The organism is Tardiphaga sp. (genome assembly GCF_041424195.1).
Lineage (GTDB): Bacteria > Pseudomonadota > Alphaproteobacteria > Rhizobiales > Xanthobacteraceae > Tardiphaga.
The window spans coordinates 125028-150309 of the sequence record NZ_JBGMOE010000224.1 but is presented as its reverse complement, the minus strand read 5'-3'; the positions used below and the strand labels follow the sequence as shown (position 1 = coordinate 150309).

Below are 25282 nucleotides of genomic sequence, written 5' to 3'. Positions count from 1 at the left end.
GACGCAACAAGGTCGCAAGCCGCCGCATGTCAGCGCTGGCAGGTAATCGCGACGAATTCGTCGCATTTGCCGTGATGGCAGGCGCTGCCTGATGTCGGGACCGATCCGGTCACTTCATCGGGATCGACACGGCGATAGGCGACGGCCTGGTCGAAGGCGCGCGATTTGCAATAAGACGCTGCGGCATGCGCGCCGCACTTCTCGCCGCGGGCGAGGCACTGGTCGATGCCGTAACCGTCAGACTGGTTGGCGATGATGAAGACGCGGGAATCGGCAAACGCCGAGGAAGCAGCCAGAACGAAGACCGCCGTCAGAACGACTGAAATGGATTTCATAACTCACCGAATGAATGAGGAAATTCGCCCTCATTCGATATGCCCCAAAGATTAACAATCATTAACCATGGGCGACGTAGCCGTGGATTAAGGCCGAAATCAGCCCTTTACGGCATTGTTCCACGCCCTTGACGGGCCACCTGGGGTTGCCCCATGGTGCCCCGATGAACGGTTCTCTCGCCATTTGTGGCATTTGCCGCGAGATTAAGAGCTAGCGATTCGCTGGCTGAGGCCGTCTTTTCTCACGTGAGATAATCGGACGCCCGGCCGCTAGGGACGGACATCCATGGAACTGCGCCTTTACGACACTCTGACCCGCGAAAAGCGCGTCTTCACGCCGATCGATGCCGACAACGTCCGGATGTATGTCTGCGGGCCGACGGTCTACGACTTCGCCCATATCGGCAATGCGCGTCCGGTCATCGTGTTCGACGTGCTGTTCCGGCTGCTCCGGCACGTCTACGGCGCCGACAAGGTCACCTATGTCCGCAACATCACCGACGTCGACGACAAGATCAACGACCGCGCGTTGCGCGACTTTCCGGGCCTGCCGCTGAACGAGGCCATTCGCCGCGTCACCGAGACCACGTTCAATCAGTTCGAGACTGACGTTCATGCGCTGGGCTGCCTGCCGCCGACCCATCAGCCGCGGGCGACGGACTTCGTGCTTCCGCGGTCCGACGGCAAGACCGACATGGTGACGCTGATCAAGGAATTGATCGCGCGCGGCCACGCCTATGAGGCTGCGGGCGAAGTGCTGTTCGACACCCAGTCGATGGCCGACTATGGCGCGCTCTCCGGCCGTAAGCTGGAAGATCAGCAGGCCGGTGCGCGCGTCGCCGTCGATGCGCACAAGAAGCATCCGACCGACTTCGTGTTGTGGAAGCAGTCATCCGCGGAAGAGCCCGGCTGGGAAAGCCCGTGGGGCAGGGGCCGTCCGGGCTGGCACATCGAGTGCTCGGCGATGGCGGAGGCCTATCTCGGCACGATCTTCGACATTCATGGCGGCGGCCTCGATCTGATCTTCCCGCATCATGAAAACGAGATTGCCCAGTCACGCTGCGCGCACGGTACGCATGCGATGGCGAATTACTGGATGCATAACGGCTTCCTGCAGGTCGAAGGCGAGAAGATGTCGAAGAGCCTCGGCAACTTCTTCACCATCCGGGAATTGCTGAACGACTGGCCGGGCGAAGTGCTGCGCCTGAACATGCTGAAGACACACTATCGCTCGCCGATCGACTGGACCGTGAAGGGTCTTGAAGAAAGCGCCAAGACGCTCGATGACTGGTATTGGGTCGCGGCGGATGCAGCAGGTGGCAACGTCTCCGACAAGGTGATGGAGCCGCTGTTCGACGATCTGAACACGTCGCTGGCGGTTGCGGCGTTGCACGGTCTTCGCAACAGTGCGGCAGCAGGCAATGACGGCGACCGCAGCCAATTTGCAGCGTCGCTGCGTGCGCTCGGTTTCCTGTCGGAAACGGCTGCTGCATGGAATGGACGCAAGCAACAGGCTAGCGGGATCGACGCAGCAAAGGTTGATGGTTTGATTGCGGATCGTACAGCCGCGCGAGCCCGCAAGGATTTCAAGGAGTCCGATCGTATCCGCGACGAACTTGCCGCCATGGGCGTCGTCATCAAGGACTCGAAGGAAGGCACCACCTGGGAGATCGCGCGATGAGCCGACCCGACACACCGTTTCCAAAACACTGGAAATATTACATTGCCCTCAAATGGGCATTGATCGTCGGCGCGATCGCGCTGGCACTGAAGCTGGTGGATTTCTGGTGAGCGCCATGGGTGAAGCAAAACCGGCATTGCGGCCGTTCCTGCCGGATGACACCGCGATTGCGGCTGCGATCTATGTGGCCAGCATCGAAGAATTGACGGGCGACGACTACAGCGAAGCGCAGCAGGAAGCCTGGGCTGCCACGGCCGACGATGAAGTGGCGTTCGGCAAGCGGCTGGCGTCGCAACTCACGCTGATCGCGACACTGGACGGCGTGCCGGTCGGCTTTGCATCGCTGAAGGGCGCCAACCACATCGATTTGCTTTACGTGCATCCCAATGCCACCCTGCAGGGTGTGGCATCGCTGCTGATCGATGCGATCGAGAGGCTGGCAGGTGCACGCGGCGCCAAGCTGCTGACCGTCGATGCCAGCGACACCGCCGAGCCCTTCTTCAGGAAACGCGGATATATCCCCACACAACGCAACAGCGTGCCGCTGAATGACGAGTGGCTTGCCAACACCACGATGCAGAAAACGCTGGGCGAAGCTGGGGCGTCCTAACTCAAATGAGAAGGCGGGGGAGGAAGACCGATGATCGATCACATCTCCATCGCGGTCAGCAATCTCGAACGTGCCGTGCCATTCTACGAGCGCAGTTTCGCGCCGCTTGGTATGTCCCGACTGGTCACACGTCCGGCAATGGTCGGGTTCGGTAAGGCCTATCCGGAAATCTGGCTCAATCTGCGTACAGGCATGGCGCCTCTATCCCTTGATAGCGGTGTGCATCTTTGCCTGCGCGCGAGGACGATGGATGAAGTGGATGCGTTTTATGCGGCGGCCATGGCCGCTGGCGGCGTCTCGGAAAGTGCGCCCTCGCTGCGGCCGCATGATCGCGTGCGCTACTACGCAACTTTCATCGCCGATGCCGATGGCAATCGCATCGAGGTGGTGACGTTCCCGAAGGACGATATTGCGCCGTAGTTTTGCTCCGCGAACCCGCTTTCGAGAAAAGCGATTTCGGGAGCCTCATCGTGTTTTCCGCCTTGCACAGGACCGGCCAAAACATCGGCCAAAATCTACCCGGAAAACAAATTTGTGCTGTAAGATCAATTGCTTACGATGTCGAAAGAGCGGTCGGTAATCAACCTCAAGATCGGCCAAGAAATCGGCCAATATTAATGGTAATTTCGTATTTTGTATGAATTATCAATATCTTGCGATATCGTATGATCGGCCAAAATGACAGAAGAAACCCCACAGCGCATTGAGCCTGCGAGGCTGGAAGAGACATCCGAGGCCATCGCCGACGTGATCGCCGATCTGTCTGTTGCCTCCACGAAACTCGGTGTCGGGTTGCATCCGCGCACGGCTGCTAACCTTGCCGACCTCGTGCGGCTGATGAACACCTACTACAGCAACCTGATTGAGGGCCATAACACGCGCCCGAAAGATATTGCCCGTGCGCTGGAAGGCAAGCTCGACCAGGACGAGGGCCGCAGGAACCTTCAGCTCGAAGCTGCCGCGCATGTGCGCGTGCAAACCGAGATCGACCGTCTTGCCTCCGACGGCAAACTCGGCGAGCCGGCCTCAATCGAATTCATCAAATGGCTCCACCTCGAATTCTATCGCCACGCGCCGGAAGATATGTTGCGCATCAGCGGCAAGGATTCCGAATTCATCATGGTGCCAGGTGCGTGGCGCTCGAAGCCGCAGCACGACGTGGCAGTTGGACGGCATGTCCCGCCATCAAGCGCGCGCGTCGATGACTTCATGAAATATTTCGAGCAGCGTTATGCGTTCAAATCTTTGAAGACTGCGGGCCGCATCATGGCGATTGCCGCCGCCCATCATCGCTTCAACTACATCCATCCTTTTCCGGATGGTAACGGTCGCGTCAGCCGCCTGATGAGTCATGCTATGGCGCAGCTTTCCGGAATAGGATCGCATGGCCTTTGGTCAATCTCACGCGGTCTTGCCCGCGGTCTGAAGACGCCAAGCGAGTACAAGCGAATGATGGATTTGGCGGACACGCCGCGTCAGGGCGATCTCGACGGACGCGGCAATCTCTCGCTCAAAGCGCTCAGCGAATTTATCCTGTGGTTCCTGCAGGTCTGTCTCGATCAGGTGAAGTTCATGGACAGCCTGTTCGAGCTCGATAGTCTGGGCCAGCGCCTGCGTACCTATGTCGAGCGCAGCAGCACACTGAAGCCAGAGGCCATACGCCTTCTGGAGGAAGCGCTCATTCGTGGACAGTTTGAACGTGGCGATATTTCTCGTATCACGGGACTTCCGGATCGCACGGCGCGACGGGTATTGGCCGATGTCATCGCCGACGGCCTGCTCGCATCGGAGACGCCAAAAGGTGCGGTCTCGTTGCGCTTCCCGGTCGAGGCGCTCGACGTGCTGTTTCCGAGGTTATTTCCAGAGACGTAAAAGAGAGCAGGCGCCCGCGCAAGCCGAGGCAAGGTTTGCATTCCGTGTGGCGCGACAGAGCGTCCAACAAATTCGTTGCAACATTGCGTCCAACAAAAAAGAATTTCTCATCGGTGCTGCCCAAACGAGCTTGGCAGCGACTCGTGGAGTTCACATTAGAAATCAGTCTGTCCGATTAGTTCGTATTGAAGCCGAGGCTCCGAAAGGTCATTCAAGCCTGGTGAGAGGGAGCCGGTGAGTGAAACGCTGGCTCCTCCTCATCTGAGGCGTTATTGGCGCTTGGCTTCGACCGCTTCCCCACAAGCGGAGAGAGGTTAGTCAGAGCCGTGTCGCGACGTCCGGAGCCAGCTTCCTGGCTTCGTCCGAGGCCAGCGCCGCAGCGGTGCGGAGCCGGGGCAGGATGTCTTCCGCGCGGTCGGCCGTCAGCACATTTAGCGGCAGTGTCGGCCGGATGAAGGCTGTCGAGCGCATGTGTTTGAGCAGTTCGAGCAGCGGCTCCCAGAAGTTATCGATATTGGCCATCAGGATCGGCTTGCTGTGGCGCCCGAGCTGCTGCCAGGTGAGCTGTTCGACCAGCTCTTCCAGCGTGCCGATACCGCCGGGGAGGGCGACGAAGGCGTCGGAGCGCTCGAACATCAACCTTTTGCGCTCATGCATGTCATGGGTAATGATGAGCTCCTGGGCGCCCGTCATCGCGTTTTCGCGCTTGGTCAGGAACTCCGGGATGATGCCGGTAACCCGGCCCCCATTGTCCAGTACGGACTTGGCTACCGCACCCATCAGTCCGATGGAGCCGCCGCCATAGACCAGACCGATGCCTTGCTCGGCCATGATCTTGCCGAGCGCAACTGCTGATTCGACGAAACTGGGATTGGTACCGGGGCCGGAGCCGCAATAGACGCAGATCGTTTTAATTGTGCTCATAGAATCCATGTGGCACTGCGGGATAACAGCGTCAAGACACGGAATGAACGCGATACGGGAAATTCCTGCCCGGGACACCTCTGCGCAGGGAAAAGAATGCTCCCCGAGGGTGCGACGTTCCGACAAAGCGCCTATATGCATTCAAATGAAATCGACCTCCATTTTGAGCCGGCCCCGGGCCGCCGCTCCGTTCGTTCCAGGCGCCGTGCATGTCTGATTCCGATCCCGCGCTGAACGGCGAGACAACTCCTAACCCGGCCTATATCGAGCGCGGCACGCTGTTCGGGACGCTTGCGCATTTGTGGCCCTATATCTGGCCGGGCGACCGCGACGACCTGAAGATGCGCGTCGTCTGGTCGATGCTGCTGCTGCTGGTCGCCAAGGCGGCCACACTGACGGTGCCGTTCACCTTCAAATGGGCGATCGATGCGCTGACCGGCGCTGATACGGCTCCCGTCCAGTCCTCGAACTGGACGCTGTGGCTGATCGCATCGCCGGTCGCCATGACCGTCAGCTACGGTGCCACCCGCGTACTGATGGCGGTCTTCACCCAATGGCGCGACGGCATCTTCGCCAAGGTAGCGATGCATGCGGTGCGCAAGCTCGCCTATCTCACTTTCGTCCATATGCATGAACTGTCGCTGCGCTTCCATCTGGAGCGCAAGACCGGCGGTCTGACCCGCGTGCTCGAACGTGGCCGCGCAGGCATCGAAGTCATCGTGCGCATGGTCATCCTGCAACTGGTGCCGACCATCATCGAATTGTTGCTGGTGATGGGCGTGCTGCTCTGGCAGTTCGACTGGCGCTATGTGCTGGTGGTGGCGATCACCGTGGTCGTCTACATGTACTACACGTATCTGGCGACCGAGTGGCGCATCGCCATCCGTCGCAACATGAACGAGTCCGATACCGAGGCGAATACCAAGGCGATCGACTCGCTGCTGAACTATGAAACGGTCAAATATTTCAGCGCCGAAACGCGTGAGGCTGAACGTTACGACAAGACGGTCGAACGCTTCGAGCGCGCCAGCGTCAAGACCTATACCTCGCTGGCTGTCCTCAATACCGGGCAGGCGATCATCTTCACGCTCGGTCTGACATCGACGATGCTGATGTGCGCGGTTGGCGTCCGCAACGGCACCCACACGGTGGGCGATTTCGTCATGATCAACGCCATGATGATCCAGCTCTACCAGCCGCTGAATTTCATGGGCATGGTGTATCGCGAGATCAAGCAGGCGATCATCGACATCGAGAAAATGTTCGGTGTCCTCAACCGCAATCCGGAAGTGAAGGATATTCCAGGCGCCCCGCCGCTGCTCGTGACATCGGGTGCGGTGCGTTTCGACGACGTGCGCTTCGCCTACGATCCGGAGCGGCCGATCCTGAAGGGGCTCTCCTTCGAGGTGCCGGCCGGCAAGACGGTCGCCATCGTTGGTCCGTCGGGTGCCGGCAAGTCAACGATCTCGCGGCTGCTGTTCCGGCTGTACGATGTATCGGGCGGTACGATCTCCATCGATGGCCAGAACATTCGCAATGTCACGCAGGCCTCGTTGCGCCAGTCGATCGGCATGGTCCCGCAGGACACCGTGCTGTTCAACGACACCATCCGTTACAACATCCGCTATGGCCGCTGGGACGCAACCGACGCGGAGGTCGAGGAAGCTGCCCGCATGGCGCAGATCGACCCGTTCATCCGGATGTCGCCGAAGGGCTACGAGACCGAAGTGGGCGAGCGCGGCCTGAAACTTTCCGGCGGTGAAAAACAGCGTGTGGCCATTGCGCGCACAGTGCTGAAAGGCCCGCCGATTCTGCTGCTTGACGAGGCCACATCCGCACTCGACAGCCATACCGAGCAGGAGATCCAGGACGCGCTGGAAAAGGTCTCGCAGGGGCGCACCTCGCTGGTGATCGCGCATCGGCTGTCCACTATCGTCGGCGCCGACGAGATCATCGTGCTCGATCAGGGCCGCATCGCCGAGCGGGGCACCCATGGCCAGCTGCTGGCTGCGGGCGGTCTCTATGCCAGCATGTGGAACCGGCAGCGCGAGGCCCAGGAGGCCCGCGAACGGCTCGCCCAGATCGATGACGATGCTGCGGCCCCCAATCGCGCCCCGCCCGTTGTGGACGACGATCGCCTGATGACGCCTGACGCGGCGGAATAATCTCTGCTAAAGCAGGGCCAGATTCTGCCCAAACCCAGGTTTCAAGCACCCATGTCCATCGCAAATTCCATCCGTGGCCAGATCCCGCCAATCCACAAGGAAGGCTATCCGTTCATTGGCGCCTTTGCGCTGGCGAGCTTGGTGCTGTTCTGGATCTGGACGCCGCTGGGCTGGATCGGCACGGTCCTGACGGTCTGGTGCGCATTGTTCTTCCGCGATCCGGTACGCGTGACCCCGACCCGCGAGGGCGTCGTGGTGTCGCCCGCCGACGGGAAGGTGTCGATGGTGCAGCCGGTGCTGCCGCCGGCCGAACTCGGCCTCGGCGACCAGCCGCTGCTGCGCATTTCGGTGTTCATGAGCGTCTTCAACGTCCACGTGAACCGCAGCCCGGTGGCTGGCCGGATCGAGCGCATCGCCTACCGGCCAGGCAAGTTCATCAATGCCGAGCTGGACAAGGCCAGCGAGGACAACGAGCGCAATTCGCTGGTCATTTCGACCCCGGGTGGCCGGATCGGCGTGGTGCAGATCGCCGGGCTCGTGGCGCGCCGGATCGTGTCCTTCGTGCGCGAGGGCCAGACCCTGAGCGCCGGCGAGCGCTTCGGCCTGATCCGCTTCGGTTCCCGGCTGGATATCTACCTGCCGGAGGGCAGCAAGGCGCTGGTGGCCGTGGGCCAGACCGCGATTGCCGGCGAAACCGTGCTGGCCGATTTCCGGATCGGTGACGGCGGCCGGACCTACCGCGTCGATTAAGCCGGGTTGGTAGACCGAGGGGTAATTAACCCCGTTGTCGCGCCGTTTTGGGCTGCAGGACGCCACAATGGCGGAGCAGGGTGGGGTTTGCTAAGGTTGACCCATGCATATGCCAGATAGCCCATCGCCCGAGACGCGCCGTCGCCGGTTCCGGACCATTCCGATCCGGATGCTGGTGCCGAACATGATCACGCTGCTGGCGATTTGCGCCGGCCTGACGGCGATCCGCCTGTCCACCGAAGGACGGATGGAACTCGCGGTTGCGGCCATCGTGTTCGCCGCCGTACTCGACGGCGTCGACGGCCGTGTCGCCCGCATGATCAAGGGCCAGTCGAAATTCGGCGCTGAACTCGACAGTCTGGCTGACTTCGTCAATTTCGGCGTGGCGCCGGGCCTGATCCTGTACTTCTGGCAGCTCCACGATCTCAGCAATGCCGGCTGGATCGCCGCGATGGTGTTCGCCATCGCCGGCAGCCTGCGGCTGGCGCGCTTTAACGCTACCATGGATGATCCAGACAAGCCGGCCTTCGCCGCCAACTTTTTCACGGGCATGCCGGCGCCGCTGGGCGCGCTGACCGTGATGCTGCCGATCTATCTGGGCTTCCTGGGCATGCCGATGCCGCCGGCCATCCTGACGACCCTCTACACGCTGCTGGTCGGCTTCCTCATGGTGTCGCGGTTGCCGGTGTTCTCCGGCAAGGCGGTCAATATGCGGGTGCCGCGCGAGATGGTGCTGCCGGTGTTCGTCGGCGTCGTGCTCTTCATTGCGCTGCTGATTGGCTACCCCTGGCACATCCTGTCGGCACTCTCGATCATGTATCTGCTGAGTCTGCCGCTGGGCTGGAAGTCGTATCGCGATCAGGAACGCGCGCTTACCGCGCAGTCGGTGGTGCCGGTCGATGCGGCGGCGCCCGATGCATCGGCGCCCTATACGCCGGGTGCACCAGAGATCGCACCGGACGAGCGGCCCGCCCGCCTGAACTGATTGTTCATCTCACGAACAATTCATGCGGTTGTTGTCCGGAAGGAGAGCAGCCGTATTTCGTTTTGGGCGTGCAGCGAACTCGGCTATATCCGGAGTCACTCAGCTACGACGACGTCCCGCGAAGACGGGATGCGATAATCACACACAGGAGAAACGCCGTGACGAATTCCGCGACCGGTCCGCTGCCCGCATCCGTTCTGGAAGCACTGGGCCGCTATGACACGCCGACCATCTGCAATGCGATGGAGATCGTAGCACCCGAGCGCCGGCTGATCGGCTACACCACGCGTCCGCTGGTTTGTCCGTTTCCCAATCTCCCGCCGATCGTCGGCTATGCGCGCACCGCGACCATTCGCGCGACCATGGCTTCCGGCCTTCCTGCCGCCGAACAGAAGGCGCGGCGGCTCGCTTACTACGAATATGTCGGTACGGGCATCGGTCCGCGCATCAGCGTGATCCAGGATATCGACGGGCCCAATGTGGGCTATGGTGCGTTCTGGGGCGAGGTGAACAGCGCCGTGCACAAGGCGCTTGGTTGCCTCGGTGTTGTCACCGACGGTTCGATCCGCGACATCCCGCAATGGGCGCCGGACTTCCAGGCCCTCGCCGGCACCATCGGCCCGTCGCATGCCTATGTGCATGTGAGCGAGTTCGGTCAGGAAATACGCGTGGCTGGCATGAGTGTCCGTTCGGACGATCTGATCCATGCCGATCAGCACGGAGCGGTCGTGATCCCGCTCGATGTCGCCGCGAAACTTCCGGAGGCAGCTGAGCTGTGCGGACGCCGCGAGACACCCATTCTCGATATCGCGCGCAGCCCGTCATTCACGCTCGAGAAGCTGAAAGAGGCGATGGCGCGCTCGTCGGAAATACACTGAAATGCAGGGCTATTAAGACTAATAATAAAGGTTAGATGCCGACCATACCGAACCAGCTCCGGTTGCTTGCGCGGCCGGAGGCTTCGGGCTAATTGCCGGTTCCGCCGTTAAAACGGACATTGGAGACGGTATTGCCTCAGACCAAGGATATGAAGAAAGCTTGGAATGAGCGCGCAAATCGTGACCCGTTCTTTTACGTCGAGACCGAGCTGTGGGATCACGATCCCGAAAAATTCTTCGCGCTCGGTCGCGACCGCGCGACGCTGCTGATCGATCCCGTTCTCGCAAAATATGCAGTTGATCCCGCCGGCAAGACGGCGGTCGATATCGGCTGCGGCGTCGGGCGTTTCACACAGGCCCTGGGGCGGCGTTTCACCAGGGCTGTCGGCATCGACGTGTCCGACGTCATGGTTGAGAAGGCGAAGGCGGCGGCCGCAGCGTTCAGCAATCTCGACTTCGTCGCAGGCGATGGCGTCGTGTTTCCCCTGGTATCCGAGACCGCCGACTTCGTATGGTCATATGAGGTCTTTCAGCACATGCCATCGCATGATGTCGTGAAGGCCAATCTGGTCGAGGTTGCCCGCATCCTGCGTCCATCGGGGCTCGGACTCATTCACTTCCGAACGGCGCATGAGTATCCGACGATCCTCTGGCATATCGCCAAGTTCGTCCCGACGCCTGTCATCCAGAGGATCAAGGCGCTGCTCGGCAGGGATCCGTTGACGGCGGATACGTCGTGGCGCGGTGCAAAGCCCTTGCCGAAGAACACGATCGCAGACTTCTGCGTGGCCGCCGGCCTCAAGCCGATCGAGTTTCTCGATGACCCGACCCACGCGCCGGAATCACGTACCTTCGTGGTCGTCCGGCGCGCTGTCTGACGCCGCACAATCGTCCCAATCTGTCTACTGAACGAACTCGCCGTATCCGTCCCACGGACGCGCGCGCCATTAATCTATCATTAACAGGCGGTGAAGCGGTAACGCGTCCTTAATCGCGATATCGCTAAGGTAGCTTTGCGCGGCCTGATTTCGAGGCGCGCCGCCGTCCAGGACGGGCGTTGCTCGATACGCGTAGCGTCGGAGTTGATATGGATATCACAACACTCGTCGGTCTCGTCGCTGGCATCATCGTGCTGTGTACCCTGGTCCTCATGGGCGGCGATTTCCGGATGTTCTACGACATCCACGCCGTCATCATCATCTTCGGTGGCTCGTTCGCCGCGACATTGATCCGTTTTCCGCTCTCGGCCATCATTCATGGTCTGCCGCTCGGCGCCAAATATGCATTCACGCTGAGCCGTCTGACCGCGCGCGATCTTGTCGACGAACTCGCCCGCATCGCTGAAATCGCCAGAAAGCAGGGGCCGGTCGGACTTGAAAAGGTCGAGACGGACGAACCGTTTCTCGCCAAAGGCATCCGCTTCGTCGCTGACGGTTACGACATCGAATTCATCCGCGACAATCTCGAGCGCGACCGCGACAACTTCCTCATGCATCTCGATGAAGGCTCGAAGATTTACCGCGCGATCGGCGACTGTGCGCCGGCCTTCGGCATGATCGGTACACTCCTGGGCATGGTGCAGATGTTCTCGAATATGTCCGATCCGTCCAAGCTGGGTCCCTTCATGGCGGTCGCGCTGCTCGCCACGCTGTATGGCGCGCTGGTTGCAAACCTCATCTGTCTGCCAATCGCCGACAAGCTGCACGTCAAAGTGCTCGACGAGGAAACCAACCGCACGCTTATCATCGACGGGATTCTCATGATCCGTGACTCGAAGAGCCCGGCGCTGGTCCGTGAAATGCTGCTCGCCTATCTGCCCGAAAAGCATCGCCATGAAGAGGGGGAGCCGGTCCCCGCATAAGACGCAGGGGCGGGCCCGGAGCAACCACCGATGGCGAAGAAAAAACGCGGAGCAGCACACGGCGGCCATGGCTGGTTCGTGACCTTCGCCGATCTCATGGCGCTGCTGCTCAGTTACTTCGTCATGCTCGTGGCGTTCTCCAGCCCGGATGGCGCCAAGCTCAAGGTCGTCGCCGGCTCGGTCCGCGAAGCGTTCGGCGTGCAGTCGGACTCACGCTATTCCGGTGTGATCGAATCCGATGGCCTGCCGACGCGCGGTCTGACGAAGAACAAGGACCATGTATCTCCGGAAGATGCGTCGAACGTCACCAGTCCGAGTGAGAAGGGCGGTCGCCCGGCCGGCGCCAAGCTGAAGATGGATCGCGAATTCGCGCTCGCTTCTGCCTCGTTACGGCAGGCGTTGCAGGACATGCCGGAGATCAACGAGATCTCCAAGAACATCATGTTCGAGGAAACCAAGCAGGGCCTGAATCTGGAGATCATCGACCAGAACGGCCGCTCGATGTTTGCGGATGGATCAAAGGTTCCCTATGAGCGCACACGTCAGTTGCTGCAGAAGCTTGCCGGACCGCTGAAGGCGACGCCGCTGCGCGTGGCCATCGTCGGTCACACCGCCGCAGGCTTCGTGCCTGCGCGCAGTGAATATGATGCATTCGATCTGTCGGCCGATCGCGCCAATGTCGTTCGGCAGATTCTGGAAAGGGAAGGCTTGCCGCCGTCCCATATCTTCTCGGTATCGGGCAAGGCAGACAGCCAGCCATTGTTCCCCGATGATCCGACCATGGCCGCCAACCGGCGGGTGACCATTACGCTGATGCGGGAAGACCCGCCTCTGCCGCCAAACCTCAAGCCGTAGAACAGTCAATTCCTTTTTTTGCTGCTCCACCTCCATTTTGCCGCGTCCGGCATAAGCGACGGGCGGCAGGATAGGCTAGTGTCCCGGTTGACTGGCATTGCCCGGCACGCCATAGCCGGGTCTGGATTGTCCAGAGGCGTTACGAGCAGAATGGCCGTTACGGAAACAACAGGTGAGGGAACGATCGAAGTTCCGGTTCATACCGGCTTCTGGTCGCTCACGGTCGGCAGTATCGGCGTCGTGTTCGGCGACATCGGAACGTCGCCGCTCTACGCGTTCCGCGAGGCGGTACACGGCGCGACGCATGGCGCCCCGGTTACGCCCGTCATCGTGCTCGGCGTGCTCTCGCTGATCCTGTGGGCGCTGTTCATCGTCGTGACGGCCAAATACGTGCTGTTCCTGCTCCGCGCCGACAACAATGGCGAGGGTGGAACACTGTCGCTCATGGCGCTTGGCCAGCGCGCTTTGGGGCGGCGGAGCTTGCCGCTGATGGTGCTGGGCGTGATCGGCGCCTCGATGTTCATCGGCGATTCCATGATCACCCCGGCGATCTCGGTGCTCTCGGCGGTGGAAGGCCTCAAGCTCAAGGCACCTGCGCTTGAGCCTTATGTCGTGCCGGTCACTGTCGCGATTCTCGTCGTGTTGTTTTCGGTGCAGCGGATTGGCACTGCCAAGGTGGCCTCCGCCTTCGGTCCGGTGATGATCATCTGGTTCACGGCGCTCGCGCTGATGGGTGCCTCGCACATCTTCGATGATCCGACGGTGCTGAAGGCGATCAATCCGTACTATGCCGTGCAGTTCATGCTGACCCACGGTACCATTGGTCTCGTGACCCTGGGCGCGGTCTTTCTCGCCGTGACCGGTGGCGAGGCGCTCTATGCCGATCTCGGCCATTTCGGCCGCAGGCCAATTCAGTACGGCTGGTTCTTCTTCGTGTTGCCGGCGCTGCTGATCAACTATTTCGGGCAGGGCGCACTTGTACTGTCGAACCCCGCCGCGATCGAAAATCCGTTCTATCGGATGGCACCGGAATCGATGCTGTTGCCGCTGATCGCGCTGGCGACGGCTGCCACCGTGATCGCGAGCCAGGCGGTGATCACCGGTGCCTATTCACTGGTGCGTCAGGCGGTGCAGCTCGGGCTGCTGCCGCGCTTCGAAGTGCGCTTCACGTCGGAGACCCATGCTGGCCAGATCTATCTGCCGCGCGTCAACCGGCTGCTGCTGATCGGCGTATTGCTGCTGGTGCTGCTGTTCAAGTCGTCGAGCGGTCTTGCGTCTGCCTATGGCATCGCCGTCTCCACTACCATGGTTGCCGACGGCATCATGGGTTTTGTGGTGATCTGGAAGTTATGGAACTGGAAGGCGGCGACTGCCGCTGCTGTTATCGCGCCGCTGGTGTTCGTCGATCTGGCCTTCCTCAGCGCCAATCTCCTGAAGCTGCTGGAAGGCGCCTGGGTGCCGCTGCTGTTCGGCGTGCTGATGGCCGGCATGATCTGGACCTGGCGCCGCGGCGCTGCGATCCTCATCACCAAGACGCGTCGCACCGAAGTGCCGCTGCGAGATCTCATCAAGAGTCTGGAAAAGCGCCCGCCGCATGTGGTGAAGGGGACCGCGGTGTTTCTCACCAGCGATCCCGAATTCGTGCCGACCGCGCTGCTGCATAACCTGAAGCACAACAAGGTTCTGCACGAACACAACGTGATCCTGACCATCGAGACTGCGCAAACGCCGAAGGTCGATCTGGCAGAACGCGTTCGCATGGAGAATATCAGCGACAAGTTCTCGATGGTGAAGCTGCGCTTCGGCTTCATGGAATCGCCGAACGTTCCCAAAGCGCTCGTCGTCGCCCGCAAGCTCGGCTGGCAATTCGACATCATGGCGACGTCGTTCTTCGTGTCGCGGCGTTCGCTGAAGCCATCGGCGCAATCCGGGATGCCGCTGTGGCAGGACCATCTGTTCATTGCGCTCAGCCGCTCGGCGAACGACGCCACCGACTATTTCCAGATCCCCACAGGACGTGTGGTGGAAGTCGGTACTCAGGTGACGATCTAAGTCCAACCTTTTATCATGTCTGGTTCCCGGATTTGCGCTACAATGGGCGTGATCATCGGGGCCGGGAACGGCCTCGCTGCCCCGCTGTTCAGAGACCTTCCAATCAGAAGTTGTCGAGGCCGTTTCCATGACTAGCGATAGCGCTTCTCCCGCCGCGGCATCCCCGGCGGACCCCTCCCATGGGCACTCCACGGCCGGTTTCGGCTCGCTCGTGATGGGCAGCATCGGGGTCGTCTATGGCGACATCGGCACCAGCCCGCTTTACGCGCTCCGTGAGGCGCTGATCGCGGCCGGAGGCCACAAGGCGCCGGGCGTGGACAATGAAGCGATCCTTGGCGTTCTCTCGCTGATCCTGTGGGCCCTGATCATCGTGGTCACGCTTAAATATGTCGTGCTGCTGCTGCGCGCCGACAATAACGGCGAGGGGGGCCCGCTGGCTCTGATGGCGCTGGCCCAGCGCGCAATCGGGTCGAGCGGAACCGTGGTGGTGATGCTCGGCATCATTGCCGCGGCGCTGTTCTATGGCGACGCGGTGATCACGCCGGCATTGTCCGTGCTCTCGGCCATCGAGGGCGTCAAGCTCGCCACCACCGCCTTCGATCCCTATGTTGTACCGATCACCATCGTGATCCTGGTGGCGCTTTTCGCCGTGCAATCGCGCGGTACCGCGAAGGTCGCGACGTTCTTCGGACCGATCATGTGCCTATGGTTCATCGTGATCGCGGTAGCGGCCATTCCGCAGATCATGAAGCATCCTGAAGTCCTCGCGGCACTCAATCCCGTGCATGCGATCTATTTCATGTTCCATCACGGCATCATCGCCTTTGTGACCCTGGGCGCAGTGTTTCTCGCCGTGACCGGCGCCGAGGCGCTCTATGCTGATCTCGGTCACTTCGGCAAAAAGCCGATCCAGCTGGCCTGGCTGTTTCTCGTGCTGCCATCGCTGGCCATCAACTATTTCGGCCAGGCCGCGCTGGTGATGCACGATCCTACTGCGCTGGAAAATCCGTTCTATCTGATGTTTCCCGACTGGGCGCTGATCCCGATGGTGATCCTCGCAGCGACTGCGACGGTGATCGCCAGCCAGGCTGTGATCACCGGTGCCTATTCGCTGACGCGGCAGGCGATCCAGCTCGGCCTGCTGCCGCGCTTCGAGATACGCCATACGTCCGAGAGTCATTCCGGCCAGATCTATATTCCGCGCGTCAACATGCTGCTGCTGATCGCGGTGATCGTACTTGTCGTGCTGTTCAAGTCGTCAAGCTCGCTGGCCTCGGCCTATGGCATCTCGGTCACCGGCACCATGGTGGTCACTGCGATGATGGGCTTTGTGGTGATCTGGCGCGGCTGGAAGTGGTCGCCGATCGCGGCTGCAGCATTGATTGCGCCATTTCTGGTGATCGACGTCACGTTCCTGTCCGCGAACCTGCTGAAAGTTTTCGACGGCGGCTGGGTGCCGCTGGCGATGGGCGGCGTGATCATTCTCTTGATGTATACGTGGCGCCACGGCAGCCGGCTGTTGTTCGAGAAATCGCGCAAGCTGGAATTTCCGCTGGCTGATCTCGTTGCCATGCTGGAGAAGCGTCCGCCGCAACGCGTTGCCGGAACGGCGGTATTTCTCACCAGCGATCCCGACTGCGCACCGACGGCGCTGATGCATAGCCTGAAACACTACAAAGTGCTTCACGAGAAGAACGTTATTCTCACCATCGAGACGGCGCCGACGCCGCGTATTGACCCCAGCGAACGGATCCGCATGGAGGAGATCAGCGCGACCTTCTCCAAGGTGACCATGCGCTTCGGCTTCATGGAGACACCGAACGTACCGAAAACACTGGCGATCGCGCGCAAGACCGGCTGGCAGTTCGACATCATGTCGACGTCGTTCTTCCTGTCGCGGCGCGCCCTGAAACCGGCGGCGCATTCCGGTATGCCGCGCTGGCAGGATCATCTGTTCATTGCGCTCAGCCGCACCGCCAATGACGCCACGGACTATTTCCAGATCCCCACGGGGCGGGTGGTGGAGGTGGGGACGCAAGTGACCATTTAACCCCTCCTGACGCTTGATTTTCGCCGCGCGAGAGGCGACTTTGGCGCCCGAAAACAGGGGCCATTTGGGCCCCTTCGCGTTTGCTCCGGGATGCCGGGGCACCAGGAGGTTGTGGTGGCAGGTGAAGCTCATACCGTTCACGATTTGACGCCGGAGGAAGTCTCCAAGGGTATCGCCGACGGCAAGTATTTGCTGGTCGACGTGCGCGAGCCCAACGAGGTTGCGGTCGAAGCCTATCCGGACGCCGTCGTCGTACCGCTCTCGGGCTTCGACAGCGCCGATCTGCCCGATCCGGCCGGCAAGCAGATCGTCTTCGCATGTCGCTCCGGCAAGCGCTCGGTGACGGCTTCGCTGGCCGCGCAGGCCGATGGCTTTGCCTATGACAAGCACCTTGCCGGCGGCATTTTGGGCTGGAAGGCTGCAGGCCTGCCGACCAAGGCTGGCTGATCCCTCGATGAACAAGATCTTCTCTGAGCTGCCCGTCACGGTGTTCGAGGCGATGTCGCAGCTTGCGCGCGACCACAACGCCATCAATCTCGGGCAGGGCTTTCCCGATCATCCCGGTCCGGACGATATCCGGCAGGCGGCGGCGGACGCGACGCTGCACGGCTATAACCAGTATCCGTCCATGATGGGTATCCCGGAGCTGCGTCAGGCGATCGCCACGCATTATCAGCACTGGCACAAGCTCACGCTCGATCCGATGACCGAGGTGATGGTGACCTCCGGTGGTACCGAGGCGCTGACCTCGTCGATCCTCGCAGTGGTCGAGCCCGGCGACGAGGTCGTGTGCTTCCAGCCGGTCTATGATTCCTATCTGCCGATTATCCGTCAGGCTGGCGGCATTCCGCGTCTGGTCAGCCTGAAGCCGCCGCACTGGCGTCTCACGGAAGAAGACCTGCGCGCGGTCTTCAATCACAAGACCAAGGCCGTGCTGTTCAACAGCCCGCTCAACCCGGCCGCGGTGGTGTCGCCGCGCGAGGATCTCGAACTGCTGGCGAAGTTCTGTCAGGAATTCGATACGATTGCGATCTGCGACGAGGTCTGGGAACACGTGACCTTCGATGGCCACGACCATATCCCGCTGATCACCATTCCCGGCATGCGCGACCGCACCATCAAGGTCGGGTCCGCCGGGAAGATCTTTTCGCTAACCGGCTGGAAGATTGGCTTTGTCTGCGCAGCACCTCATCTGCTGCGAGTCTGCGCCAAGGTGCATCAGTTCCTGACCTTCACGACCGCGCCGAACCTGCAGGTCGCGGTCGCCTATGGCCTCGGCAAGTCCGACGACTATTTCAAGACGATGCGCGCTGATCTCGCACGCAGCCGTGATCGACTGGCGGCTGGTCTGGAAAGCATCGGCTTTCCCGTCATCAAGTCGCAGGGCACGTATTTCCTCACCGTCGATCTGTCGCCGCTAGGGCTGAACGAGACCGACGAGGAGTTCTGCCGGCGTCTCGTCTACGACTACAAAGTCGCGGCAATTCCGGTGTCGGCCTTCTACGAGCAGGACAAGGTGACGTCCGTGGTGCGGTTCTGCTTTGCGAAGAATGACGCGACGCTCGACACCGCGCTGGAGCGCCTGTCCAACGCCGTTCACCGCCGCTAGGGAAGTTGACAAACATGGGCAAGCACGGGATCGCGTGGGTCGTCGGCGCGGCGCTGCTGTGGTCCTTGCCTGCATATGCGCAAGAGCGTGTCGTCAACTTCTATAACTGGTCGAACTACATGGCGCCCGGCGTGCTGGAGGCGTTCACGAAAGAAACCGGCATCAAGGTCGTCTACGACACGTTCGACGCCAATGAGACGCTGGAAACGCGGCTGCTAGCCGGAAAATCCGGCTATGACGTCGTGGTGCCGACGGCGTATTTCCTGCAGCGCCAGATCACCGCAAAGGTATTCCAGAAGCTCGACAAGGCGAAGCTGCCGAACCTCGCCAATGCCTGGCCGGAAGTGACCAAGCGCCTCGCGATTTACGATCCCGGCAATCAGTTTGCCGCGAACTACATGTGGGGCACCACGGGCATCGGCTACAACGTCAAACAGGTCGCGAAAATCCTAGGGCCGGATGCGAAGATCGATAGCTGGGACATCATCTTCAAGCCGGAGAATTTGGCGAAGTTCAAGGATTGCGGTGTCCATATGCTGGACTCCGCCGATGACATTCTGCCGGCGGCGTTGAATGCGCTCGGCCTCGATCCCAATTCAACCAAACAGCCCGATCTCGAAAAGGCCGCCGATCTTGTCGGCAAGATCAGGGGCAATGTTCGCAAGTTTCACTCATCGGAATATCTGAGCGCGCTGGCAACCGGCGAGATCTGCCTCGTGGTCGGCTGGTCCGGCGATATCATTCAGGCGCGGGCGCGGGCCGATGAAGCGAAGAACGGCGTCGAGATCGGCTATGCGGTGCCGAAGGAGGGCGCGCAGATGTTCTTCGACAACCTGGCGATCCCGGCCGATGCGAAGAACGTCAATGAAGCCTATGAACTGATCAACTATCTCTACCGACCGGATGTCGCGGCGAAGAATTCGAACTTCCTCGGCTATGCCAACGGCAATCTCGCCAGCCAGAAGCTGATCGATCCGAAAGTCCTGAACGACAAGACGATCTATCCGGACGACGCTATGCTGCAGAAGCTGTTCGTCATCACCGCACGCGATCCCGGCACGCAGCGGGTGATCAACCGGCTGTGGACGAAGGTAAAAACGGGACGCTGAGCGCTACCGCCAGCGCCGATGCAGCCATAGCCACTGCTCGGGATACTCCCGGATCCAGCCTTCCAGCACCGACGTCACCGCCTGCATGGTGCCCTGAACGTCGACCTTGCCATTGGCGTCGCGCACCGGTTTCACCTCTTCGGAAACCTCGATGCGGAAGCGGTGGTTTGGCAGACGGATGATGCGGACACCGTGGATCGGGCAATCGACCTGACGCAACAGCCGCGCCAGCATCGGATTGGCATTGGTCTTGCGACCAAAGAAGTCCACCGGGACGCCATTGGTGAACCACTGATCCACCAGCATGGCGACGTGCTTGCCCTCGTTCAGGGCGTGCGCAAGCTTGAGCGGCGCATCATGGCTGGCCGGAATGAGATTGCCCATGTTGATTGCGCGCGTCTGATGGATGGCGCGGTCAGCGGCAGCACTGTTCGGCCGGCGATACAGCACGGCTGCGTCGAGGCCATGAGCAACGGCTGCAAGTGCTGGAATTTCCCAATTGCCGAGATGGCTGGCGAAAATCAGCGCCGGCTTGCCGTCGTCACGGAGCTGATCGAAAATTTCTGCCGTCCGTGCCGAGAACTCGACATTGCTGGGCTTGGTCGGATTTGCCGGGTCGTAATCCCAGATCTGGTCGAGATGCGCGAATTCCGCGCCGACGCGGCCCATATTGTCCCAGACACCGGCGAGAATCTTCTCGATCTCTTCCGGAGATTTTTCGGGGAAGGCGGCTGTGAGATTGGCGCGACCGATCTTGTCTTCGCGAAACAGCGGCCCGATGCGCTGCGTGATCTTGCCGAACCGGTTGGCGGTCTTGACCGGATCGAAATAGCGCGTGGTGCGCAGGATGGCGATCGTCAGCGCACCGACAGCGGCGTCGCCTGCAGGCTTCAGGGCATCGCGAATGCGGGCCTTGGTGCGAAGCAGCAGGCGGAGCATCAGAAGTGAACGATGATCTTGCCGAACACCTGGCGGGTTTCCATCCGCCTCAGCGCGGTCTCGACGTCGGTGATCGGCACTTCGGTGTCGATCACCGGCAGCATGCCGTCAGCCATCTTGTCGAGGCTCTCGGCAATGTTCTTCATGGTGGCGCCGAACGAACCGAAGATGCGGTATTGCTGCTGGAATAGCTGCATCAGGTTGATCGTGGTGGTCGGGCCCGAGGTCGAGCCGCAGGTGACCAGACGGCCGCCGCGCTTCATCACCAGCAGCGAACCATTGAAGGTGTCGGCGCCGACGTGTTCGAACACGACATCGACGCCCTTCTTCTTGGTGATCTTGCGGGTCTCGCCCTCGAAGCGATCCTTGCGATAGTTGATGACGTGGTCGGCGCCGAGCGCCTTCACGCCTTCGATCTTGCTGTCGTCGCCCACAGTGGTGATGACGGTGCAGCCGATCTTCTTCGCCATCATGATCGCCACCGTGCCGATGCCGGAGCCGCCGGCATGGACGAGAATGGTCTCGCCGGGCTGCAGTTTGGCATTGTCGAACAGCATGTGCTGGACGGTCGAGAAGGCGATCGGGGCGCAGGCGGCGTCGCGGAAGCTGACGCCGTCGGGAACGGGAATCACCAGACGTGCCGGCATATTCATCAGTTCGCGGGAGAAGCCGTCGATGTGGAAGCCATAAAGACCGCCGACATTCTCGCAGAAATTGTCGCGCCCTTCCTGGCAGGCCTTGCAGTGCCCGCAGGTCAACGCGCCATACATCACGACCTTCTGGCCCGGCTTCACATTGGTGACGCCTTCGCCAACCGAGGCGATTTCGCCGGAGGCTTCAGCGCCGATCGACAGCGGCAGCTTGCGCTTGGCGAAGGCCATGCCGCGGAAGCCCCAGACGTCGATATGGTTCAGGCCGACAGCCTTGACGCGGATCTGCACTTCGCCGGCAGCAGGCGGCGGGGGCGGGGGCACGTCGACGACGACAAGCTCGCGATCGGCAACAAGATTGAGCGCACGCATGAACCGCGTCTCCGGCAAGAAAGGTTGATTTCGGATGGCCTGCGTATCGCCGGTTCACGTCATGACGTCAACCGGCGAGGGGGGCAACGGGGCCGGGGAGCCCTTAAACGGGCTCGCCGGTGAGGATCAGCGAGGCATTCTGGCCACCGAAGCCGAAGGAATTCGACATCACGGCCGTTACGCGTGCATCGCGGGCGGTATTGGGAACCACGTCGAACGGAATGGCCGGATCGGGAACATCGTAATTGATGGTCGGCGGGATCCGCTGGTGTTCGAGGGTCAGTAGCGAGAACACTGCCTCGACCGCACCGGCGGCGGAGAGCGTGTGGCCGACCATGGACTTGTTCGACGAGACCGGGATTTCCTTGGCGCGCTCACCGAACACGCTGGAAATGCCGAGATACTCCATCTTGTCGTTTTCCGGCGTGCCGGTGCCATGGGCGTTGATGTAGTCGATCTGGTCCGACGTCAGGCCGGCATCCACCAGCGCATTGTTCACGCAGCCGATGATCGGCTTGCCGTCCGGGCTGGAGCGGGTGCGGTGGAAGGAGTCAGCGAGTTCGCCGCAGCCCGCGACAATGCCGAGGATCTTGGCGCCGCGCGCGGTCGCGGCTTCCAGGCTTTCCAGCACCAGTGCGCCGGCGCCTTCGGCCATCACGAATCCATCGCGGTTTTTGGCGAAAGGACGGACAGCCTTTTCCGGCGGATCGTTATGGGTCGAGAGTGCTGACAGCAGCGAGAAGCGAATCAGCGCTTCCGGGTTCACCGAGCCGTCGGTGGCCACGCACAGCGCCGCGTCGGCTTCGCCGCGGCGGATCGCTTCGACGCCAAGCTGGATCGCAGTGGCGCCGGAGGCGCAAGCGGTCGACAGCGAGATCGGAGAGCCCTTAGTACCGAACGTGTCCGCGAGATGGTCGGCAACCGAGCCGAACAGGAAGCGGCGGTGATACTGAACGAACTTGCCGCCGCCGGCGACGCGCAGCAGCGTGTCGTAATTGATGTCGCTATTGGCGCCGGCGGCCTTTGCCAGCACCTGGCGCTGCGGCCACTCGACTTCGACGGGAGCGACCGCGAGGAACAACGGGCCGGGGAAGTCGCCCTTGCGGCCGATATTGGCCTGCGCGATCGCTTCCTCGGTGACGAGTTCGCCGAGCTTCTCGGAGAGATCGGTGGAGGAGAACGGCTCGACCGGCACGAAATCGATCGTGCCAGCCATCGTCGTCTTCATGCCGTCGACAGGAAAGCGCGTGATAGTGCGAATGCCGGATTCGCCAGCGGTGAGCTTGGCCCAGTTGTCCTGCTTGCCGGCGCCGAGCGATGTCACGACACCCATGCCTGTGACAACAACGATCGGTCGGCCGAATTTATCGCGCGTTGCAGTCATGCTCTCTCCGTCGGTCGCATCGACCGCTTAACTTGAGCATGATCCCGAAAAGTGGATGCCGGTTTTCGGATAGGATCTTGCTCAACCATAAGAAAAATCCAGAGCCAGTAGGACTCTAGATGGCTTCAACCAATGCCATGCCTTCGCCGCGCCAATGGCCGGCGCCGATTACGACAATCTGGGTGGGCTTGCCGGACTTTTCAATCTCGAGGCCGGTTGAATCGTGCGGCGGAAACATCGCGCCGCGCGAGATCGCAAGGGCCGCAAGGCCGAGGCCGAGCGGGAATTGGGTTTCGAGCGTATGACCGAACAGGGTGCCGGTGCCGCGGATGGCGACATCGGCATGATCCTTCAGGAAGGCGCGCTCTTCGGATGTCACGGGCTCGGCACCGGTCGCACCGGTGATGATCGCTGCGTCGTTCCTGGCGCCGAGCTGCGACCACAATTTTTGCAGCGACGTTGTGACTTCGCCCGGCGTTTTGCGACGGGCTTGATCTGCAACGACACGCTTCAACCGTGCCAGCGGCTTGGCGCCGCGCGCTTCGGCATGCGCCCTCGATTCGATGACGAGGAACGCGCCGGCAGAGCCGAGCGCAAAGCCGGAATTCTTCTCGCGTGCCCACACGGTTTCGAACTTGTTCTTCAGGTTGAAGTCGTCGAATTCGTATAGCAGCAGCAGATCCTTGCGCTCGCCGTTATGCGCGGCGCCGATCAGTGCGATGTCGCTCTGGCCCGAGGCGATGCGTGCCAGCGCAATGCGCGCAGCGTCGACGCCGGCCGCTTCCTCGCCCATGAAGGTGCGCGAGGAGCCGGTGACACCGTGCACGATGGCGATGTTGCCGGCCAGCAGGTTCGAGAGCTGCGCCAGAAACAGGGTCGGACGAAGATCGTTCAGGAGCTTTTCGTTCAGCAGGCCCGGCGATGCCGCGCCGTAGCCTTCCGAATTCAGAATGCCGGAATCCACGGCCAGATCTCGCTCACCGCCACCGGCGGCGACGATCATGTCCATCCTCGACAGGATGTCCTTGTTGCCCTTCACGCCCGCGGCATCGAGTGCGAGGCCGGCTGCATAAGTGCCGATCCGCTGCCACGCTTCCATCTGCCGCTGATCACCCTTCTTGGGGATCTGCGCGTCATAGGAGACCGGCGCGAGGGGGTGGACGATGTTCGGTGCGAAGCCGGTTTCATCGACATTGATGCGCTTGTTGTTCAACGCATCCCAATGGGCGTCAGGGCCTTCGCCCAATGAGGTGGCGAGGCCGATCCCGGTGATCCACGCTTCCACCGGCTCGGATGTCATCGGTCGGGTTTCAGCCATTGGTGATCGCCTGTAGGGGAAATCCGATGCGCTTGGCCACGATATCCATGTGCCCGCGCAAATCCGGATGGGGGAACGGGACGGTCTTGAAGGTGAGCTGTGCGTTGCAGGTCAGCTTGCCATCGACCTTGATCTTGACGGTGGTCATGTAGAAGCCGTCGCCTTCGTGCAGTACGCTGGCATTGATGTCCAGCTTCGTGCCCGGCGTGATGAAGGTGCGCATCTTGGCTTCCTTCACCGCGGCCAGGAACGGCATACGCTCGAACTTCATCAGCGCGATCAGCAGCCAGCCCGACGTCTGAGCCATCGATTCGATCAGCAGAACGCCGGGCATCAAGGGGTAGCCCGGGAAGTGGCCCTCGAAGATGGTGCTCTTTTCAGGGACGTTCGCTTCAACCGCAATCGTCCGTTCACCGACATTGAGGTCGGTGATGCGGTCGATCAGGTGAAAATATTCGAGGTTCATGGCGGGGCGTTACGCGCCCTTGGCCGCGACCAATTCGTCGATGCGCGCGCTGAGGTTCTTCAGGACGAAATACTGCTCGGTGGTCGCCTTGCCGTCGTTGACCTCCTGGGTCCACTTTTCGAGCGGCAGCTTGATCCCGAACGCCTTGTCGATCGCGAAAGCGATATCCAGGAAGTCGAGGCTGTCGATCCCCAGATCGTCGATGGCGTGGCTTTCCGGCGTGATCGTGTCGCGGGGGATGTCGCAAGTCTCGGCGATGATTGTGGCGACCTGATCGAATGTGGAGGACATTACTAAGCCTTTGATATATTGAAGATAATGTTCGATCGGCGCGCGCAAACACAGGGCTTCGCCCCGGGTAGTCCCGGTCCGCCGTATAGAGTCGATTGCCCGTATATCGGAGCGGGGGCGGCAGTT

The 25282-nt window shown here is 61.2% G+C and carries 24 protein-coding genes; 16 read left to right on the top strand and 8 right to left on the bottom strand.

The window, feature by feature from the left end:
* Positions 1-29 precede the first annotated feature (29 nt).
* Positions 30-335, bottom strand: a complete 306-nt coding sequence (locus tag ACEK02_RS31190) for a hypothetical protein (protein WP_371425427.1) — start codon at positions 333-335, stop codon at positions 30-32.
* 286 nt (positions 336-621) lie between these two features.
* On the opposite strand from ACEK02_RS31190, the gene cysS reads away from it, so the two are divergent.
* The 4 genes from cysS (at position 622) to ACEK02_RS31170 (ending at position 4498) form a co-directional block, all read left to right on the top strand.
* Complete coding sequence (cysS, locus tag ACEK02_RS31185) at positions 622-2016, top strand: cysteine--tRNA ligase (RefSeq protein ID WP_371425425.1); 1395 nt, start codon at positions 622-624, stop codon at positions 2014-2016.
* Between the two features lie 115 nt (positions 2017-2131).
* Positions 2132-2626 (top strand): GNAT family N-acetyltransferase, encoded by a 495-nt coding sequence (locus ACEK02_RS31180; RefSeq protein ID WP_371425423.1) that lies wholly within the window; start codon positions 2132-2134, stop codon positions 2624-2626.
* A 30-nt stretch (positions 2627-2656) separates the two neighbouring features.
* Complete coding sequence (locus ACEK02_RS31175) at positions 2657-3046, top strand: VOC family protein (RefSeq protein ID WP_371425420.1); 390 nt, start codon at positions 2657-2659, stop codon at positions 3044-3046.
* A gap of 258 nt (positions 3047-3304) precedes the next feature.
* Positions 3305-4498, top strand: coding sequence for a Fic family protein (locus ACEK02_RS31170; protein WP_371425418.1), 1194 nt, complete (start codon positions 3305-3307; stop codon positions 4496-4498).
* A gap of 318 nt (positions 4499-4816) precedes the next feature.
* On the opposite strand, the gene ACEK02_RS31165 is transcribed toward ACEK02_RS31170, so the two are convergent.
* Positions 4817-5422 carry a TIGR00730 family Rossman fold protein gene (locus tag ACEK02_RS31165; protein WP_371425416.1) on the bottom strand — a complete coding sequence of 202 codons (606 nt, stop codon included), beginning with the start codon at positions 5420-5422 and terminating at the stop codon, positions 4817-4819.
* Positions 5423-5631: 209 nt separating this feature from the next.
* Here ACEK02_RS31165 and ACEK02_RS31160 point away from each other — a divergent pair, with 209 nt between their 5' ends.
* From ACEK02_RS31160 to ACEK02_RS31105, 12 genes are all read left to right on the top strand, one after another.
* Positions 5632-7587, top strand: coding sequence for an ABC transporter ATP-binding protein/permease (locus ACEK02_RS31160; RefSeq protein WP_371425414.1), 1956 nt, complete (start codon positions 5632-5634; stop codon positions 7585-7587).
* Between the two features lie 51 nt (positions 7588-7638).
* Positions 7639-8337 carry a phosphatidylserine decarboxylase gene (locus ACEK02_RS31155; RefSeq protein ID WP_068730577.1) on the top strand — a complete coding sequence of 233 codons (699 nt, stop codon included), beginning with the start codon at positions 7639-7641 and terminating at the stop codon, positions 8335-8337.
* Positions 8338-8446: 109 nt separating this feature from the next.
* Positions 8447-9322, top strand: a complete 876-nt coding sequence (gene pssA / locus ACEK02_RS31150) for a CDP-diacylglycerol--serine O-phosphatidyltransferase (protein ID WP_371425492.1) — start codon at positions 8447-8449, stop codon at positions 9320-9322.
* 158 nt (positions 9323-9480) lie between these two features.
* Positions 9481-10200: an RraA family protein gene (locus tag ACEK02_RS31145; RefSeq protein WP_371425412.1), complete on the top strand. Its 720-nt coding sequence runs from the start codon at positions 9481-9483 to the stop codon at positions 10198-10200.
* Between the two features lie 131 nt (positions 10201-10331).
* Positions 10332-11078, top strand: a complete 747-nt coding sequence (locus tag ACEK02_RS31140) for a class I SAM-dependent methyltransferase (protein WP_371425410.1) — start codon at positions 10332-10334, stop codon at positions 11076-11078.
* A gap of 209 nt (positions 11079-11287) precedes the next feature.
* A complete protein-coding gene (locus ACEK02_RS31135) occupies positions 11288-12061 on the top strand; it encodes a motility protein A (protein ID WP_371425408.1) in 774 nt (257 codons plus the stop codon).
* Positions 12062-12091: 30 nt separating this feature from the next.
* Positions 12092-12916, top strand: a complete 825-nt coding sequence (locus ACEK02_RS31130; RefSeq protein ID WP_371425406.1) for a flagellar motor protein MotB — start codon at positions 12092-12094, stop codon at positions 12914-12916.
* 150 nt (positions 12917-13066) lie between these two features.
* Positions 13067-14968 carry a potassium transporter Kup gene (locus ACEK02_RS31125; protein ID WP_371425404.1) on the top strand — a complete coding sequence of 634 codons (1902 nt, stop codon included), beginning with the start codon at positions 13067-13069 and terminating at the stop codon, positions 14966-14968.
* Positions 14969-15095: 127 nt separating this feature from the next.
* Complete coding sequence (locus ACEK02_RS31120; RefSeq protein ID WP_371425402.1) at positions 15096-17018, top strand: potassium transporter Kup; 1923 nt, start codon at positions 15096-15098, stop codon at positions 17016-17018.
* A 90-nt stretch (positions 17019-17108) separates the two neighbouring features.
* Positions 17109-17465, top strand: a complete 357-nt coding sequence (locus ACEK02_RS31115; protein ID WP_371425400.1) for a rhodanese-like domain-containing protein — start codon at positions 17109-17111, stop codon at positions 17463-17465.
* A 7-nt stretch (positions 17466-17472) separates the two neighbouring features.
* On the top strand, positions 17473-18627 hold the full coding sequence (locus ACEK02_RS31110) for an aminotransferase (RefSeq protein WP_371425398.1): 1155 nt from the start codon (positions 17473-17475) through the stop codon (positions 18625-18627).
* 14 nt (positions 18628-18641) lie between these two features.
* Positions 18642-19736, top strand: coding sequence for a polyamine ABC transporter substrate-binding protein (locus ACEK02_RS31105; RefSeq protein WP_371425396.1), 1095 nt, complete (start codon positions 18642-18644; stop codon positions 19734-19736).
* Between the two features lie 3 nt (positions 19737-19739).
* On the opposite strand, the gene ACEK02_RS31100 is transcribed toward ACEK02_RS31105, so the two are convergent.
* From ACEK02_RS31100 to ACEK02_RS31075, 6 genes are all read right to left on the bottom strand, one after another.
* Positions 19740-20675: a lipid A biosynthesis lauroyl acyltransferase gene (locus ACEK02_RS31100; protein ID WP_371425394.1), complete on the bottom strand. Its 936-nt coding sequence runs from the start codon at positions 20673-20675 to the stop codon at positions 19740-19742.
* On the bottom strand, positions 20675-21697 hold the full coding sequence (locus ACEK02_RS31095; protein ID WP_371425392.1) for a zinc-binding dehydrogenase: 1023 nt from the start codon (positions 21695-21697) through the stop codon (positions 20675-20677). The genes ACEK02_RS31100 and ACEK02_RS31095 overlap by 1 nt, the downstream gene beginning before the upstream one ends.
* A 103-nt stretch (positions 21698-21800) precedes the next feature.
* Positions 21801-23081 carry a beta-ketoacyl-ACP synthase gene (locus ACEK02_RS31090; RefSeq protein WP_371425390.1) on the bottom strand — a complete coding sequence of 427 codons (1281 nt, stop codon included), beginning with the start codon at positions 23079-23081 and terminating at the stop codon, positions 21801-21803.
* 115 nt (positions 23082-23196) lie between these two features.
* Entirely contained in the window at positions 23197-24399 is a 1203-nt protein-coding gene (locus tag ACEK02_RS31085; RefSeq protein ID WP_371425388.1) for a beta-ketoacyl-ACP synthase, read from the bottom strand.
* The gene (locus tag ACEK02_RS31080; RefSeq protein WP_371425386.1) at positions 24392-24865 is read right to left on the bottom strand and encodes a 3-hydroxyacyl-ACP dehydratase FabZ family protein; all 474 of its coding nucleotides are present in this window, start codon (positions 24863-24865) and stop codon (positions 24392-24394) included. Before ACEK02_RS31080 ends, ACEK02_RS31085 begins: the two co-directional genes overlap by 8 nt.
* A 9-nt stretch (positions 24866-24874) precedes the next feature.
* Positions 24875-25156 carry an acyl carrier protein gene (locus ACEK02_RS31075; RefSeq protein WP_002711294.1) on the bottom strand — a complete coding sequence of 94 codons (282 nt, stop codon included), beginning with the start codon at positions 25154-25156 and terminating at the stop codon, positions 24875-24877.
* Positions 25157-25282: the final 126 nt, after the last annotated feature.

Coding starts and splice junctions, on each gene's coding strand:
- ACEK02_RS31155 (WP_068730577.1), top strand. CDS start 7,639: ATGTCCATCGCAAATTCCATCCGTGGCCAGATCCCGCCAATCCACAAG.
- ACEK02_RS31125 (WP_371425404.1), top strand. CDS start 13,067: ATGGCCGTTACGGAAACAACAGGTGAGGGAACGATCGAAGTTCCGGTT.
- ACEK02_RS31080 (WP_371425386.1), bottom strand. CDS start 24,865: ATGAACCTCGAATATTTTCACCTGATCGACCGCATCACCGACCTCAAT.
- ACEK02_RS31110 (WP_371425398.1), top strand. CDS start 17,473: ATGAACAAGATCTTCTCTGAGCTGCCCGTCACGGTGTTCGAGGCGATG.
- ACEK02_RS31190 (WP_371425427.1), bottom strand. CDS start 335: ATGAAATCCATTTCAGTCGTTCTGACGGCGGTCTTCGTTCTGGCTGCT.
- ACEK02_RS31090 (WP_371425390.1), bottom strand. CDS start 23,081: ATGACTGCAACGCGCGATAAATTCGGCCGACCGATCGTTGTTGTCACA.
- ACEK02_RS31165 (WP_371425416.1), bottom strand. CDS start 5,422: ATGAGCACAATTAAAACGATCTGCGTCTATTGCGGCTCCGGCCCCGGT.
- ACEK02_RS31170 (WP_371425418.1), top strand. CDS start 3,305: ATGACAGAAGAAACCCCACAGCGCATTGAGCCTGCGAGGCTGGAAGAG.
- ACEK02_RS31120 (WP_371425402.1), top strand. CDS start 15,096: ATGACTAGCGATAGCGCTTCTCCCGCCGCGGCATCCCCGGCGGACCCC.
- ACEK02_RS31115 (WP_371425400.1), top strand. CDS start 17,109: ATGCCGGGGCACCAGGAGGTTGTGGTGGCAGGTGAAGCTCATACCGTT.
- ACEK02_RS31180 (WP_371425423.1), top strand. CDS start 2,132: ATGGGTGAAGCAAAACCGGCATTGCGGCCGTTCCTGCCGGATGACACC.
- ACEK02_RS31105 (WP_371425396.1), top strand. CDS start 18,642: ATGGGCAAGCACGGGATCGCGTGGGTCGTCGGCGCGGCGCTGCTGTGG.
- ACEK02_RS31175 (WP_371425420.1), top strand. CDS start 2,657: ATGATCGATCACATCTCCATCGCGGTCAGCAATCTCGAACGTGCCGTG.
- ACEK02_RS31135 (WP_371425408.1), top strand. CDS start 11,288: ATGGATATCACAACACTCGTCGGTCTCGTCGCTGGCATCATCGTGCTG.
- ACEK02_RS31095 (WP_371425392.1), bottom strand. CDS start 21,697: ATGCGTGCGCTCAATCTTGTTGCCGATCGCGAGCTTGTCGTCGTCGAC.
- pssA (WP_371425492.1), top strand. CDS start 8,447: ATGCCAGATAGCCCATCGCCCGAGACGCGCCGTCGCCGGTTCCGGACC.
- ACEK02_RS31100 (WP_371425394.1), bottom strand. CDS start 20,675: ATGCTCCGCCTGCTGCTTCGCACCAAGGCCCGCATTCGCGATGCCCTG.
- ACEK02_RS31085 (WP_371425388.1), bottom strand. CDS start 24,399: ATGGCTGAAACCCGACCGATGACATCCGAGCCGGTGGAAGCGTGGATC.
- ACEK02_RS31075 (WP_002711294.1), bottom strand. CDS start 25,156: ATGTCCTCCACATTCGATCAGGTCGCCACAATCATCGCCGAGACTTGC.
- cysS (WP_371425425.1), top strand. CDS start 622: ATGGAACTGCGCCTTTACGACACTCTGACCCGCGAAAAGCGCGTCTTC.
- ACEK02_RS31130 (WP_371425406.1), top strand. CDS start 12,092: ATGGCGAAGAAAAAACGCGGAGCAGCACACGGCGGCCATGGCTGGTTC.
- ACEK02_RS31160 (WP_371425414.1), top strand. CDS start 5,632: ATGTCTGATTCCGATCCCGCGCTGAACGGCGAGACAACTCCTAACCCG.